13 protein-coding genes are annotated in these 14,882 nt (G+C 66.7%); 8 read left to right on the top strand and 5 right to left on the bottom strand.

Translation table 11 applies throughout. The features are described 5' to 3' along the window. Nucleotides 1-27: 27 nt before the first annotated feature. Nucleotides 28-363, bottom strand: a complete 336-nt coding sequence (locus CLU88_RS02165) for an ankyrin repeat domain-containing protein (RefSeq protein ID WP_099655192.1) — start codon at nt 361-363, stop codon at nt 28-30. A gap of 114 nt (nt 364-477) precedes the next feature. Between CLU88_RS02165 and CLU88_RS02160 the strand changes: the two genes are divergently transcribed. From CLU88_RS02160 to CLU88_RS23055, 3 genes are all read left to right on the top strand, one after another. Beyond that, nucleotides 478-1,281, top strand: a complete 804-nt coding sequence (locus CLU88_RS02160) for a pseudouridine synthase (protein ID WP_099655191.1) — start codon at nt 478-480, stop codon at nt 1,279-1,281. A gap of 64 nt (nt 1,282-1,345) precedes the next feature. After that, complete coding sequence (locus CLU88_RS02155) at nt 1,346-4,639, top strand: hypothetical protein (protein ID WP_099655190.1); 3,294 nt, start codon at nt 1,346-1,348, stop codon at nt 4,637-4,639. A 108-nt stretch (nt 4,640-4,747) separates the two neighbouring features. Next, nucleotides 4,748-4,891, top strand: coding sequence for a hypothetical protein (locus tag CLU88_RS23055; RefSeq protein WP_162995987.1), 144 nt, complete (start codon nt 4,748-4,750; stop codon nt 4,889-4,891). Nucleotides 4,892-5,056: 165 nt separating this feature from the next. Here CLU88_RS23055 and CLU88_RS02150 read toward each other — a convergent pair whose 3' ends face one another. Continuing rightward, entirely contained in the window at nt 5,057-7,339 is a 2,283-nt protein-coding gene (locus tag CLU88_RS02150; RefSeq protein ID WP_099655189.1) for a bifunctional diguanylate cyclase/phosphodiesterase, read from the bottom strand. 157 nt (nt 7,340-7,496) lie between these two features. After that, nucleotides 7,497-8,471 carry a ribosome biogenesis GTPase YlqF gene (ylqF, locus tag CLU88_RS02145; protein WP_099655188.1) on the bottom strand — a complete coding sequence of 325 codons (975 nt, stop codon included), beginning with the start codon at nt 8,469-8,471 and terminating at the stop codon, nt 7,497-7,499. A gap of 179 nt (nt 8,472-8,650) precedes the next feature. Here ylqF and CLU88_RS02140 point away from each other — a divergent pair, with 179 nt between their 5' ends. Both CLU88_RS02140 and CLU88_RS02135 read left to right on the top strand, forming a co-directional pair. Then, nucleotides 8,651-8,905: a hypothetical protein gene (locus CLU88_RS02140; protein ID WP_099655187.1), complete on the top strand. Its 255-nt coding sequence runs from the start codon at nt 8,651-8,653 to the stop codon at nt 8,903-8,905. Continuing rightward, nucleotides 8,902-9,147: an oxidoreductase-like domain-containing protein gene (locus tag CLU88_RS02135; RefSeq protein ID WP_233205349.1), complete on the top strand. Its 246-nt coding sequence runs from the start codon at nt 8,902-8,904 to the stop codon at nt 9,145-9,147. The genes CLU88_RS02140 and CLU88_RS02135 overlap by 4 nt, the downstream gene beginning before the upstream one ends. Nucleotides 9,148-9,233: 86 nt before the next feature. On the opposite strand, the gene gshA is transcribed toward CLU88_RS02135, so the two are convergent. Both gshA and CLU88_RS02125 read right to left on the bottom strand, forming a co-directional pair. After that, nucleotides 9,234-10,757 (bottom strand): glutamate--cysteine ligase, encoded by a 1,524-nt coding sequence (gshA, locus tag CLU88_RS02130; protein WP_099655186.1) that lies wholly within the window; start codon nt 10,755-10,757, stop codon nt 9,234-9,236. A gap of 177 nt (nt 10,758-10,934) precedes the next feature. Further along, on the bottom strand, nt 10,935-11,843 hold the full coding sequence (locus CLU88_RS02125; RefSeq protein WP_099655185.1) for an SDR family NAD(P)-dependent oxidoreductase: 909 nt from the start codon (nt 11,841-11,843) through the stop codon (nt 10,935-10,937). A 640-nt stretch (nt 11,844-12,483) separates the two neighbouring features. Between CLU88_RS02125 and CLU88_RS02120 the strand changes: the two genes are divergently transcribed. From CLU88_RS02120 to ribBA, 3 genes are all read left to right on the top strand, one after another. Further along, entirely contained in the window at nt 12,484-13,110 is a 627-nt protein-coding gene (locus CLU88_RS02120; RefSeq protein WP_099655184.1) for a DUF938 domain-containing protein, read from the top strand. A gap of 72 nt (nt 13,111-13,182) precedes the next feature. Further along, nucleotides 13,183-13,473 carry a 2Fe-2S iron-sulfur cluster binding domain-containing protein gene (locus tag CLU88_RS02115; RefSeq protein WP_099655183.1) on the top strand — a complete coding sequence of 97 codons (291 nt, stop codon included), beginning with the start codon at nt 13,183-13,185 and terminating at the stop codon, nt 13,471-13,473. Between the two features lie 287 nt (nt 13,474-13,760). Then, complete coding sequence (gene ribBA / locus CLU88_RS02110; RefSeq protein WP_099655182.1) at nt 13,761-14,882, top strand: bifunctional 3,4-dihydroxy-2-butanone-4-phosphate synthase/GTP cyclohydrolase II; 1,122 nt, start codon at nt 13,761-13,763, stop codon at nt 14,880-14,882.

The raw sequence follows: 14,882 nt of genomic DNA, 5'->3' as shown, positions 1-14,882 counted from the left end.
AGCCAGGGCATGCCAGGCAGCCAGGCCTTACACGGGCAGCCAGCGCCACCAAAAGGGCTTGCGATCTTCCTTCGCACCGCACGCTTGCAGCAGCGCAACGAACTCGCTGCGCTGGTAGCGGCGTGCCGCTTCCAGTGGTGTCATGTCGTCAAAATCTGAGCGCAATTGGGGGTCAGCGCCATGCGCCAGCAGATAGTGCGCAATCTCGCGGTGACCATGGATGAGGCTGGCCACCAGTGGTGTGCACAAAATCTCGGGGTGCTGGTAGTTGGGGTTCACGCCCGCACTGATGTGGTGGCGCACCAATGCCAGATCGCCCGCCACAGCGGCGGCATACATGTCTTTCCAATCTCCAGCAGACATCCCTGGGCATCCTTTCTGCAACACGATCGGGTCAGTGTAGTGAGTGCCGCGTGCGGCACAATCCGCGCCTTCCCTGATAACTTGCCCGCAACGCTCGTCGCCTTTTCAACGCCCATGCACACACCATTGCACATCCTCCGGCAAGACGAGCACCTGGTGGCCGTCTACAAACCTGCGGGCTGGCTGGTGCACCGCACGGGGCTGGATGCAGGCGAGACGCGCTTTGTGATGCAGACCCTGCGCGACCAACTGGGGCAGCATGTGTACCCCGTGCACCGGCTGGACAAAGGCACTTGCGGCGTGCTGGTGATGGCGCTGCACAGCGATGCGGCGCGGGCGCTGTCGCAGGCGTTTGAGCAGCACGCCACCCACAAGCGCTACCTGGCCATGGTGCGCGGCTGGGCCCCCGCCGAGGCCGAGGTCAACCACCCCCTGCGCCCCGACGACGCCCCGCCCGACGCCCCCGTGCAGGACGCCCACACCCGCTTTCGCACCCTGGCCCAGCTGACCCTGCCGCAAGCCAGCGACCCGCGCTTTGCCACCACCCGCGCCGCGCTGGTCGAGGCCGTGCCCACCACCGGCCGCCGCCACCAGATACGCCGCCACCTCAAGCACCTGGCACACCCCATCATTGGCGACGCCACGCACGGCAAAGGCCCCCTCAACCGCTGGTGGGCCGACCGCCTGGGCCAGCAGCGGCTGTGGCTGCATGCGTGGCAGCTCAGCCTGCCGCACCCGGTAACGGGCGAATGGCTGCAATTGCACAGCGGGCTGGCGCTGCCTGCCATGGCCCAAGACACGCCCCAGCCTGGCGGGCCTGCCACCACGCCAACGGCAGACTGGCAGCGCTTGCAAACCCAGTGGCCTTGGGAATGGTTGCCACCTGCGCGCCAAGCCGCAGCCACGGGCCCGGCCTGACGCGCCCCCCCCGGGACGGCTACCATCGCGCCAGCCCACAGCCCAGCCCGCTTTGCTCCACACCATGCCCTTTCCCCCCGTGCACCTCACCCACCTGGCAGCACTGGCCCACCGCCTGCCCGCCACCTGCTGGCTGGCTGCCGCACTGCAGCGGGATGCGGCATCTTGGGCCGATTTGCCCGTGTGGTGGGTGGACGGCGACCTGGACCTGGCCGCGCTGGAACTGTGCGCACAGCCCAGCACCAGCGCCCCTGGCGAGTGGCAAGCGCCCATCCCTGCTGCGGCCTTGCCCGCCACCCCGCCGCACCCCGAGGGGGCCTTGCTGTGGGTGAACGGGCATTTGCACCTGCAAGGCGCCTTGACCACGGCCATGGCGGGCATTCCCCCTGCCCACACACCGCTGCCCGTGCACGCGCTGGTCATGGGCGATGCGCGTATGACCAGCGCTGTGCTGCAATGCGTGCATCTGCATGTGCAGGGCGACCTGGCCGTGCAAACGCTGCTGTGGAGCGATGGCGCGCCAGGCGGGCTGACGGTGCTGGGGCAATGCACCGCCCAGGCGGGCCTGTTCACCCGGGGCAGCGCGCAGCACTGGAACAAGCCGCCCCATCTGGAATTTGCGCTGCAAGACCCACCGGGCCTCCAGCATGAACAGCCCATGCACGCGCACCATGAAACAGCAGACCATGAAACGCTGGGCCTGCTGCTGCCACCACACTGCCTGGCCGCCGACGACGCGGGCACCGGCAGCCTGGCCCAGCTGCTGGACCCTGCCGCCGTACTGCGCGCCGCCAAGGCACAACAGCCCCTCACCCAGCCCACAGCGCTGGTGCATGCACTGCTGCCGCCACTGCCCACCCCTGGCTTGTTCGCCGACGAGACCATCAGCGCCGCGAACCTCCTGGCCGCCGTGCGCTCGCCCGTCATCGCGCACAAAGAGCACACGGCAGCGGGCTGGTTTGGGCAAACCGACTTTTCGCTGTGCCGCCAGCATGTGGACGCCGACGGCGATGCGCGGGACGACAGCGTGTTCATCACGGTGTGGAAGCAGTGGGACTTTTACCTGGCGGTGGACCGCCCGGAGCGCAACCAAGGCTGGCTGGGCAGCGCCCTGGCCACGCTGCAAGGGGTGCTGAAACGGGGGAGGCAACATCCACCATCGCCCAGCGCTCCACCCAGCGTGCCTTCCACGGCATCGACCAAGGCGGCGTCTGCAGGCCCGCTCACCCTGCTGTACCGCCCTTACCACCAAGGCGAGCCCGGCGACTGGCAAGCCTTGCTGCCGCCCGATGCTGCCGAAGCACCTGAAAACGCACAGGCCTGGCAAGCCTGCCAACAGGCCTGGCGCGGCGTGCTGGACTATGTGCGCAAAGGCACGGCCCAGGCCCGCGCCCGCTACCCGCTGTGGGCACAGTTGCAGGCCGAGATCACCCCGGCGCGGCTGGAGGCCTTGACCTCTGGCCCCCTGTTCACCGAGCACTACAACGACTGGTGGGACGCTGAGAAAAACGGCTTTTGGGCCGGGCAGCTCTGGATCGGGGCGCGCCAGCCTTGCCTGCACAAAGGCGAGCCCTGGGGCCGCGCCTTCAAGCTGAGCTGGCAAAACGGCGAAGACGGCCCCGGCGACCCGCCCGACGATGCCCACGCCGCCTACCAGCTGGACCTGGACGAAGCACGCGAAGGCCCACCGCAGGTGCTGGTGCAGTACACCCAGCGCCAAAGCGAAAGCCGCAGCCCCCTGCCCCCCTGCGCGGCAGACCACCTGGCACGGCTGCTGCGCCTGGTCCGCCAGGCCCAGGCGCACATTGAAAGCCGCTCGGCCACGCTGCAAGCCGCTGGCCCCGCCGCCACCGTGCCCGCACTCCCGCTGCTGGCCACGCCCCCACTGCCGCCCAACCTGCCCGACACCGCCGTGTTTGGCCCCGAAGGCATGGAATGCTCGGGCCTGTGGCAAAGCCGTGGGCAAGACTATGTGCGCACCGTGCGCGCGCACCTGCAGGCCCCACAAAGCCCGGTGGACGGCACCTTGCCCAGGGGCGATGCCCCTGTGGCCGGGCAGGCCAGCCTCCCGTCACCCTTTCACGTGGCGGATGACGCCCCCGCCCTGCCCGAAGACCCCCGAACCCCGCTGGCCGATGCCGTGCTGCAGCTGGCGCGTGCGGTGCACCAGCACGCAGACGGGGAGCTGTCTGCCCGCTTTCGCCAGCGCTTTGCCTTTGCGCCCGATGCGTTTGCCGCGCACGCCTACCGCGCAGGCCAGGCCACCGGGCCCGCGCTGCTGCTGGGCAGCGGGCCCAACGGCAGCCGCGTGGTGGTGCGCACAGTGCAGTCTGGCCAACCCCAGTGGTGGTTGCTGCAGGGCCTGCAGGCCGAGCCCCTGCCCGGCCTGCATGGCGCAGGCCGCTCGCCCAACCACCAGTGCTTTGCCCGCTGCGACGGCACCCACATCACCACCCACGCGGGGTGGGACGGCCCGGTGATCGCCCGCTTTGCATTGCCCCAGGGCAACGAGGGCATACCGCCTGCGCTGGGCTTGGCGGCTGGTGCGGCAGGCCAGGCGTGCGACGAACTCATCCCCTTCAACAACGGCCAGCGCGTATTGCTGCGCAACAGCACCGGCGTGTACCTGCTCACGCCAGATGCCGTGCAACGCCTGCACCCCCTGCAATGGGACGAAGACGGCCCCTACACCTGGGCCAAGAATCAACAGGCCTGCCCCGACGGCCACATGCTGCGCCTGCACATGGTGCACATGGCCTTGTCTGCCGACGAGCGACACATCGCCGTGGGCGGCCAGGACAGCGCGCATATCGTGATTCAGACCCAGACCTCCATTCAGGCCGAGGCAAGGGTGCTTGCGCGCTACGCCCCCCTGTCTGCCTACCCTTGCCACGCCACCTTCACGCACACCACCTTCCCGCATGAATCGGCCACGCTGCTGGCCAGCGCATGCCACCTGTACGCAGGCAGTACCGGCGTGGCCCCGGTCCACAGCCTGGGTACGCCAATGCAGCCTGCAAGGGGCGATCTGGCCCTGCAAGCCATCCAGACGCAGTGGCGAATCGAGGCATCGGCCGCAGTAGCCGGGTTGGTGGTGCTGGGCGATGCGAACGGCACGCTGCACGGGCTGGACGACACCGGGCAGCCCCTGTGGCACCACCACATTGGTGGCGCGGTGGCCGCCATCGACCTGGCGCCGGACGGCAGCACCCTGATCGCCACCAGCCACAGCGGGTATCTGGTGCTGCTGCAGCGGGTAGAAACCGGCCCGGACCCCTATGCCATCGGCAACTCGGACTACGCCGAAGTGGGCCGCTGGATTTTCTGGGAAGACCACGCCGCGCCACTGCACTGGTAACAGCCCTGCATTGCCCCCCAAAAGGGAGAGCAAAACACATCTGGGCGCCTGCATTTGTGGCTTACCATGCCGGGGCGGTCCCATCCCGAGACCTTTACAGGAGGCCCCATGGCCAAAGGCGAACAGCGCAGCAACAAGATGGCGAAGAAACCCAAAAAGGACACTTCCCTTCCCAAAGAATCCAGCGGTTCCGACCGCCCCATGCCACCGACCACCACGGTGCTCCCCAAGGGCAAAGACAAAAACAAGTAGCCCCCAGCGAGTGGCCGCCAGACAAGGCGGCAGAGGCAGCCAGCTTCTGCCAATAGTCAGCAGCCACCAGGCAACGGAAAATAGCTACTAAAAACATAGCTGCCAGCGCTTATTGAATAAGCGCTGGCAGCTATTTTTGCTTCAGGCCTCGCTCGCGCCCCTGCATCACAGGGCGAGCCGCTCCACCCACTGCGCCACGGGCTCGGGGCGCCCGAACAGGTAGCCCTGGTACACCATGTCAGGCTGGCGCTGCTCCAGAAATCGCACCTGCTCGCGGGTCTCTACGCCTTCGGCCACCACGCGCAGGCCAAAGTGGCTGGCCACCGACAAAATGGCTTCGACCAGCGCACCGTCGTCGGCATTGGTGGGCGCCTCGGTCACGAACGAGCGGTCAATCTTCAGCTCCCGGATAGGCAGCCGCTTGAGGTAAGCCAGCGACGAGTAGCCCGTGCCAAAGTCGTCCAGCGCAAACTCCAGGCCCATGGCCACCAGCTCGCGCATCTTGGCCACCGCGTCGTCAAAGTCTTCGATCACCAGGCCCTCTGTCACTTCCAGCGTGAGCAGCGTCGGGTCGGCCCCCGTGGTGGCCAGCAAGGCACGCAGGTTGGGCACAAAACTGGCTTGGCGAAACTGCCGCGCACTGAGGTTGACCGACATGCGCAAGCGCCGCTGGCTGAAGGCAGGCATGGCCAGCACCGCGCAGGCCTGCGCCAGCACCCAGTCGCCCAGGCCCACAATCAAATCCGACTCTTCCGCCACCGGGATGAACACGCCGGGCGGCACCAAGCCATCGCGCGGGTGCTGCCAGCGCACCAGCGCCTCGCCCCCGGTGAACTCGCCACGCCCATCCACCTGCGGCTGCACGTACAGCCGCAGCTCCTGCGCGCCGATGGCGTGGCGCAAATCGCGCTCCAGGTGAAAACGCTGGGCCGCCACCTCGCCCATGCCTTGCTCAAAAAACGCCGCGCGGGCACCGCCCCCGTGCTTGGCGCGGTGCAGCGCCGTTCCTGCCCGCCCCATGGCGTTCAGTGGCAGGTCATCCATCCCCTGTGGGTACAGGGTGATGCCAATGCTGGCCTGCAGCTGTGCCTCTTCGGCCGCGTCGCCCGCCTGCAGCCCCAGGGGCAATGGCTGGGCCAGGGCCTGCGCCACCTGCTCGGCAAACACCAGGGCGCGGCGGCCTGCGGCGGCGGCATCGGCGCTCAGGCCGTGCAGCACGATGCCAAACTCGTCCGCCGCCACGCGCACCAGCAGGTCCTGCCCGCCCAGGCATTCCGACAGGCGCAGCGCCACCGCACACAGCAGCCGGTCGCCCATCTCGCTGCCGCGCGCATCATTGAAGGTGGTGAAGCGGTCCAGGTCCAGCAACAGCAGGGCATTCAAGGCATCCGGGGCGCGCTGGTGGCGCGCCTGCAGGCCGGTCAGCCGCTCGATCAGCATGGAGCGGTTGGGCAGGCTGGTGAGCGGGTCGAAGTGGGCCAGGCGGTGGATTTCTTCGGCCGCGCGCTTGCGCTCGCTCATGTCCTGCTTGAGCTCTACGTGGTGGCTGATGCGCCCATCGGGCTGCCGAATGGGCGCCACCACCACGCTCTCCCAGATGGTGACCCCGTCCTTGCGCACGTTGGCCTGCTCGCCCGCCCAGCTCTCGCCACGGGCCAGGGTCTCTTGCAGGCCCGCAAGCTGCGCCGGGGCCAGCCCGTTGCCCGAGAAGGCCGAAGACAACTGGCCAATCACCTCGCTGCGCGCATAGCCGGTGCGGGCCACAAAGGCGTCGTTCACAAATTCGATGCACCCTTGCAGGTCGGTGATGACGGTGCTCTCGGGGCTTTGCTCTACCACGCGCAGCAGTTTGCGCAGCTCGGTGTCTCGCGCGGCCAAGTCGGCCGCCATGTCCTGGGCCTCACCCACACGGCCCAGGTAGCTGCGCCGCGACAGCAGCGTGGCCGTGGCCGTGAGCCCCACAATGCCCGCCAGGTAGGCGGCATAGGCGTAGTGGTTGTTGGGCGGCGTCACAGGCAGTGCGCCCCGGGCATCGGCCCAGAGGAAGAAGCCAAACAGCCCGCCCGTCAACGCCAGCAAGCACATCGTGGCCCGCCCACCCAGCAGCCAGCCGGACAGCACGATGAGCACGGGGTAGTTCAGCAAATTGGGGCCTTTGACGCCCCCATTGCCCGCGGCCACCAGCGACACAAACACCCACACGCCCCACACCAGCACATGGGCGGCAAGCAGCCAGCGCCGCAGGTGCACCAGGGCCAGCGCCGCCACCCCCACAAGCCCGGCGCACAGGTTCAAGACCACCCTGCCCCACTGCACCGGGTCGTCTCGCAGCAGCAGCAAGGCGACCAAACAGCCAATCAGGGTGACAGCCCATCCGGTCACCTGCACCAGTTTGCGGATGGTGGGATCGCTCTGATCGGATGCGCTCAGGAGTGAAACGTCTGCCATGGTGGGTGGTTTGGACAATCGTTCCATCCTAACGCCGCCCCCCAGGGCCGCAGCCGGGAATCCACTGATGTGACGTGGAGATGCAACGCGGCAGCAACCCGCTGGCCCGCCCACGCAGGGGCCAGGGGCACGAGGCAAGAGGCGCTACAGGGGCGGCTTACTCGGTCGCAGCGTCGCCCGATTGCGGGTCGCGCCGGCCGGTGCCCTTGCCGCGGGCTTTGGTGCGGGCTTCCTTCTTGGCAGCGCGTTCAGCGTCTTGCGCCTGCCCGGCGGCCAGCCAGACTTCAAACTCTGCGGGCGTTTCCAGGGTAATGCGGCCCAGCGTGGCGGTGCGGAAGTCCGTCATCACGATCTCGGCCGTCTTTTGCAGGTTGACCCGGCCGCCACCCAGCATGGCCCCCCGCTTGCGGCCGATGGCTTCGAGCAGTTCTTCGTCGTGCATCTCGCCCACAGCGCCCGCAGGCAGACCGAGCTTGTAGCGCGCCTCCAGCAAGGGCGCGTAGTGCTGCTGCAGACGGCGCAGCAACTCCAGCGCCACCAGCTCTTCGTCGTAGGCGTTGCGGCCCACGGCGCCGCTGGCGGCCAGGTTGTAGCCGCTCTCGGGCACGATGATGCGGGGCCACAGCATGCCGGGGGTATCCCACAGGTAAAAATCGTCGGCCACCGTGATGCGCTGCTCCAGCTTGGTAATGCCCGCTTCGTCGCCCGTCTTGGCCTGGCGTTTGTTGCTCAGGGTGTTGATCAGCGTGGATTTGCCCACGTTGGGCACGCCGCAGATCAGCACGCGCATGGGCTTGGCCATGCCGCCCCGGTTGGGCGACAGCAGGTGGCAGGCGTCAATGAGCTTGCGGGCGGGGGCGGGGTCAGAGGCATCAAGCGGCACGGCGCGCGTTTCGCTCTGGGCGTTGTACCAGTCCAGCCACAGCGCGGTGCGTTCGGGGTCGGCCACGTCCTGCTTGTTGAGCACCTTGAGCTTGGGCTTGTGGTCGGTGATTTCGGCCAGTAACGGGTTGGCGCTAGAGCCCGGCAGGCGCGCATCCAGCACCTCAATCACCACGTCAATGTCCTTGATGCGTTCGGTGATGGCTTTTTTGGTCAGGTGCATGTGACCGGGGAACCACTGGATGGCCATGCGGGGGGTACTTTCTGGTGTTTTCGGGGCTAAAAGCCGGCTCAGGGTACTGAACGGGCTCCTGGAAGAAGGGGGCAAGGATAATCGCGGTCCGGGTTCACCGGCCATTCACTGGCGTGTTCCAGGCAAAAACCGTTCATTCCCGCCCCGCTCACCCCCACGCCCACTTCAGGTTCGACATGTCACCACGCCCGCCCTCTGCCCCCACCCCAACGCCACCCAGCAAAGCCGACAAGGAGATGCTGTTCAAAGGCGTTACCTGCGCACTGATCGGGCTGGTGATTGTGCTGGCGCCCTACGTTGCCCGCTCTGGCAGCGTGCGCGAGTTGATGGGCCAAGTGGCTGCGGTAGGCTGGTTTGCGCTGGTGCTGGGCGCGGCGTTCATCGTGCAATACGTGGTGCGCCGCGTACGTGCGGGCGCCCATCGGCAATGAGCACGTTGCCTGCCAGCGGTCCCGGTGCTGGCACCACCGCCCAGGCCACCGACGGGCCCAGCGCCCTGGCGATGTTTGCGGTGCTGCAGTCGCAGGCGCTGGTCCAGGGCGTGCCCCTGCGCCCGCCGCCGCCAGAGCCCACCACCTGTTGCGGCCGGGGCTGCAATGGCTGTGTGTGGGAGGGGTTTCTCAGCGCTGCCGAATACTGGCGGCAGGATGCTTTGCAGGCGCTGAACGGCTAGCCGATTCAAGCAAAAAATGGATCTAGCGCTTGACTAATAAGCGCTAGCAGCTATTTATTCGATAGCAAAACGCCCTGCATCCAGACTCAGCCCAAGCCTTCCACGGCCATGTACTGCTCGCGCCAGGTTTCAAACGGCAGGGTGTCGGCCGCTTCGATGGCTTTTTGGGCGGCGATGGATTCGTCGCTCATGGCCAGGTAACGCGCCTGCTGCTCTGCGCTCCAGGGCAGGGCCAGCAAGGCGTCGCGGGCGTGCTCGGATTGGCGGAAGGCAAACCCCTCGAAGCTGCTGGCGTGCTGCTGGGCCATGGTGTCCAGCACACGGGCCGATGGCGTGCGCTCTGGCGCCTGCATGAGCGCACGGGCGTCGCGCAGCGCGGCGCTGTAGTCGGTGGTGCCGTGGGTGGCGTCCAGCGCGGCGGCCAAGGGCTCGCACGCGGCCAGCACTTCGTCGCCCCAGGTGGTCAGCGCCACGTTCTGGCCATTGCGCTGCAGTTGCAGGCCGGGCTCGCGGCCACGCTCGGCCGTCAGGTGCTGGTTGCGCTGCAGTTCAGCGATTTCTGCAGGGGTGTCGGGCGGGCTGTCCGACAGCAGGCAGTGCAGCAAAAACACATCCAGCAGCCGCATGGTGGGCGCGGTGATGCCCACGGGCACAAACGGGTCCAGGTCCATCAGGCGCACTTCGACATATTCGACACCGCGCTCGCGCAGCGCGTGCAGCGGGCGCTCGCCCGTGCGCACGGTGCGCTTGGGGCGGATGGTGCCGTAGAACTCGTTTTCGATCTGCAGCAGGCTGGTGCCCAGCTGGTTGTAGTCACCGCCCGGGTTGCGCACACCCACCGTCTCATACGCGGGGTAAGGCTTGGTCAACGCTTCGTGCAGCGAATTAGCATAGCCTTGCAGGCCGTTGTAGCTCACGGCCAGCGTGGCCTGCGCGTCGCTTTGGTAGCCCAGGCGCCCCATGCGCAGCGATGTGGCGTGCGGCAGGAACAGGGCGCTGTCGCTCAGGCGCTGCAAACGGTGCTCACGCCCCTGCACAAAGCAAGGGCACAGCGCGGGCGATGCGCCAAACAGGTACAGCAGCACAAAGGCATGGCGGCGGAAGTTGCGGATGAGCGAGAAATACTGCTCGCTGCTCACCCCTGGCAACGACCAGTTGTAGTGAATGCCCGAGATGGTCTGCATGCGGCGGCCATAGCGGTGGCCCAGGCCCATGCGGTAGACGCTTTTGGCGCGCCCCACATTAGAGCCGCCGTAACGGGCCAACGGAATCGTCTCATCGGTGGGCAAGCCGCAAGGCATGCTGGAGGCCCACAGCAGCTCGCCGCCGCTGTCCTTCAAGGTGTGGTGCACAAACTGGTGCACTTCGGTCAGCTCATCCAGGCATTGCTGCACGCCCCGGTGCGCGCCGGTGATCAGTTCCAGCTGCGATTCGCTGTAATCGGTGGTGATGAGAGGGTGCGTGAGTGCCGACCCCAGGGCCTTGGGGTGCGGGGTGAGTGCCAGCCCGCCCGTGGGCTGCACACGCAGCCCCTCCTTCTCGACCCCACGGCGGATGCCGCGCAGGGCGTCGGGGGTGAATGCGCTCAGTCTGTCCTGCAATTTGCTCATATCGTTATACCGGTCCATCTTCTCGTTGGCCCGGAACTTAGCACGGCGCAGCGCCTCACGCCCAGACCGGGCGCAAGTCCTTCAGCCCAAACGGCTGAAAACCCGGCGGGGCGCACGATGGCGCCAGCTGTGCTTTACCACACAGCGGGCGCCGTCGGCCTTTGCAGGGGCCCGCGCTCAGCGGCGCGCCAGGGCTTTGCCGACTTCGTTGGTGCCCTGCGCCGCGCCGCTTTGCGGCACTTGCTCGCCCGTGCGGTCCACCACTTCGGCCAGGCGCGCGGCCAGTTGCTCAGGGATGTCGCTGCCCACGCCCAGGTGCACGCCTTGGGTCAGGGTGATGTGGGCCGCCTCGAAGGTGCCTGCGCCCGCACACAAGATGGTGCGCGTGGGGGCCGATTCGTGTGCCAGCACCAGCATGGCGGGCACCACGGCTTCGGGCTTGAGGGCATCCAGCACCTCTTGGGGCATGAGCCCCTCGGTCATGCGCGTGGCCGCTGTGGGGGCCAGCGCGTTCACATGGATGTTGTGTTTGGCGCCTTCAATGGCCAGGGTCTGCATCAGGCCCACCTGGGCCAGCTTGGCCGCGCCGTAGTTGGCCTGGCCAAAGTTGCCGTACAGGCCGGTGGACGAGGTCGTCATGACGATGCGCCCGTATTGCTGCGCCACCATGTGGGGCCACACGGCCTTGCAGCAGTGGGCGGCGCCCATCAGGTGCACATCCACCACGAGCCTGAAGTCGTCCATCTCCATCTTGCCGAACGACTTGTCGCGCAAGATGCCCGCGTTGTTCACCAGCACATCCACACGGCCCCAGGCGTCCACCGCCTGCTGCACCATGGCCTGCACGGCCGCAAAGTCGGTCACCGAAGCGCCATTGGCCAGTGCCTCGCCCCCTGCGGCGCGGATTTCGTCCACCACCTTCTGGGCCGCGCCCACCGTGCCACCGCTGCCGTCCACCGCCCCGCCCAGGTCATTGACCAGCACCTTGGCACCGCGTGCCGCCAAGGCCAGTGCATGCTGGCGCCCCAGCCCGCCCCCAGCCCCGGTCACGATGGCCACGCGGCCCTTGAAGTCAATGTCTGTCATGCGATGGATCTCCTGTATGGGTTGGTGGCCGCCCCCGGGAATGCCCGGGGGCTGGATTGCGTCTGCGCGCAGCACTGTAAGCCAAGGCTGGGGACGCGCCGGTTGCATGGGGGACAACCAAGACAGGCCCACGCGAGAGCCCCAGGGTTATCCCTGACATCACTGGACAATCATGTGGATAACTGTGGAGAAGTCCTGTATAGGACTGCTAAGTGCTTGATTTGCAAAGGAGGACCACCCGGCGCCTCATTTTTAAGCAGAATCTATTCACAAACCGGCACTTATCCCGCAAGGCACTGGACAATCCTGTGCATAAGTTTTGACAAGTTCTGTATGAAGCGCATAACCCATTGATTTATATAAACATTCAACGCACTGCTGAAATAAAAGGCAAAACACGAGACCTCAGCACCCCTCGGCTTTTGCGCCACTTATCCCGCAGGCCACTGGACAATCTTGTGGATAACCTTGGACAAGTGCTGTATGGGCAGCGTAAGTGGTTGATTTACAAGGCACCCGCACATAACGCCCAATTTTTAAGCAGCATTCTGTTCGGGAGCGCGCTTCAATTTAGCTACACTTTCAATAGCTACCAGCGCTTATCCAATCAGCGCTAGAGGCTATTTTTATTCACAAAAACATGACCCAACCCCCACTGGCCCACAGCCCTGCCGCAGAGCGCAATCAGGCGCCCATCCTCGCGGTGCTGCGCACGCTGCTGGCCCCCACCGGCTCTGCACTGGAGATAGCCTGTGGCACCGGCCAGCATGCCGCCAGCTTCGGCGCCGCCCTGCCGGGCTGGCGCTGGCAGCCCACTGACTGGCAAGACACGCTGTTCCCCTCCGTCACCGGCTGGTGCGCGCAGCAGGGTGCGACCCATGTGCAAGCGCCGCTGCGCCTGGATGTGACCCAGAGCCCATGGCCCAGCGAGGGCCCCACCTTCACCACCCCGTTTGACCTGGTCTATTGCGCCAACATGCTGCACATCGCCCCGTGGGAGTGCTGCGGCGGGCTCATGCGCGGCGCGGCCCGCCACCTGGACGCGCAGGGCGTGCTCGTCACCTACGGCCCGTACCTGGAACAGGGCGTACCCACGGCCGAGGGCAATCTCGCCTTTGACGCCAGCCTGCGCGCGCAAGACCCGCGCTGGGGCATTCGCGCCGTGGAAGACGTGGCGGCAGAGGCCCAGGCGGCAGGCCTGCAACTGGCCCAGCGCCACGCACTGCCCGCCAACAATTTGCTGCTGGTGTGGCAACGCACGCAGTGATTCCCCACCGCTTCAAGCACAACACCCCTTTGGCTACACTGCGCCCGCCCTTCCTCCCACAACCCCCCTCACATGACCCAAGCCGCCCCCTTTTTCACGGCCCACATTGAGCCCGACGGCATGCAGTGCGATGCCTGGCCCCAGCAACCCCTGCTGCAATCCATGGAGCAAGGCGGCATTGACTGGCCCAGTTCGTGCCGCAACGGCACCTGCCGCACCTGCATCGGGCAACTGGTGCAAGGGCAAGTGCGCTACGAGATCGAATGGCCCGGCCTCTCGCCTGAAGAAAAGGCCGAAGGCTGCGTGCTGCCCTGCGTGGCCTACCCCGAGTCAGACGTCGTTTTGCAAGGCTCTGCGATCTGATCGCCGCAAAACCGCCAGCTGACACAGAACGACAGCGAGCCGCCCCGGGCAACGGCACATTCTGAATATGGATATGCAGGCCATTGACGCAACACACGGCCCGCGCCCGTTGGCTGAACTAAAATAGCCAGCTTTGCGGGAGGCTGCACGCTTGGCCTCCCCCCGTGCGGCAGCGCCGCATCGCATGTTCTTTGGGTGGTTTTGGGGGCGTTCAACGCCCCGGCCAGTGAGGGGCATGCGGTTTGCGCTGCACAACCCTGCTGCGGCCCTAACGAAAGCCCTCTCCCATGAACACCCCCCTGACCCCAGTGCCCATCTCGCCGGTGGAAGACATCGTGGCCGACATGCGCGCCGGGCGCATCGTCATCTTGGTGGACGAAGAAGACCGTGAAAACGAAGGCGACCTGGTGCTGGCGGCCGACCACGTCACGCCCGAAGCCATCAACTTCATGGCCCGCTTTGGCCGTGGCCTGATCTGCCTGACGCTCACCCGCGAGCGCTGCGAATTCCTGAAGCTGCCCCCAATGGCCGCTCGCAACGGCACCGTCTACAGCACCGCGTTCACCGTGTCGATTGAAGCGGCCGAAGGCGTCACCACAGGCATCTCGGCGGCCGACCGCGCACGCACCGTGCAAGTGGCGGTAGACCGCAAGAGCCAGCCCACCGACCTGGTGCAGCCCGGCCACATCTTCCCGCTGCAGGCGGTGGATGGCGGCGTGCTGATGCGCGCTGGGCACACCGAGGCAGGCTGCGACTTGGCAGCCATGGCAGGCTGCAGCCCCGCATCGGTCATCTGCGAGATCATGAAGGACGACGGCACCATGGCCCGCCTGCCTGACCTGCAGCTGTTTGCCGCAGAACACGGCCTCAAGATCGGCACCATCGCCGACCTGATCGAATACCGCAGCCGCAACGAGTCCCTGGTCGAGAAGGTGGGCAGCCGCGCACTGAACACGGCCTACGGCACCTTCACCGCCCATGCCTTCCGCGACAAACCCAGCCAAGCCGTGCACCTGGCACTGGTGATGGGTGAGTGGACGGCCGACGACGTGGTGCCCGTGCGTGTGCACGAGCCCCTGTCGGTGTTTGACGCGCTGGAAGTCAACCGCTCCATGCACTCATGGGGCCTGGACACTAGCCTGCAATACCTGGCCAAGCAAGGCAAAGGCGTGGCCGTGCTGCTGAACTGCGGCGAAACCGCCGCGCAACTGCTGGCGCAGTTTGAGGGCACGGCCCGTGCCTCCCAAGCGCCCGAGCGCGGCCGCATGGACCTGCGCACCTACGGTGTCGGCGCGCAGATCCTGCGCGACTGCGGCGTGCACAAAATGGCCCTCATGGGCCAGCCCCGCCGCATGCCCAGCATGACCGGCTACGGACTCGAAATCACAGGCTTCATCCCCAAGGAATAA

The sequence above is a fragment of the Acidovorax sp. 56 genome (assembly GCF_002749705.1).
Lineage (GTDB): Bacteria > Pseudomonadota > Gammaproteobacteria > Burkholderiales > Burkholderiaceae_C > Acidovorax.
The sequence above is the reverse complement of the archived record's forward strand: the minus strand, read 5'-3'. Positions and strand labels throughout refer to the sequence as shown.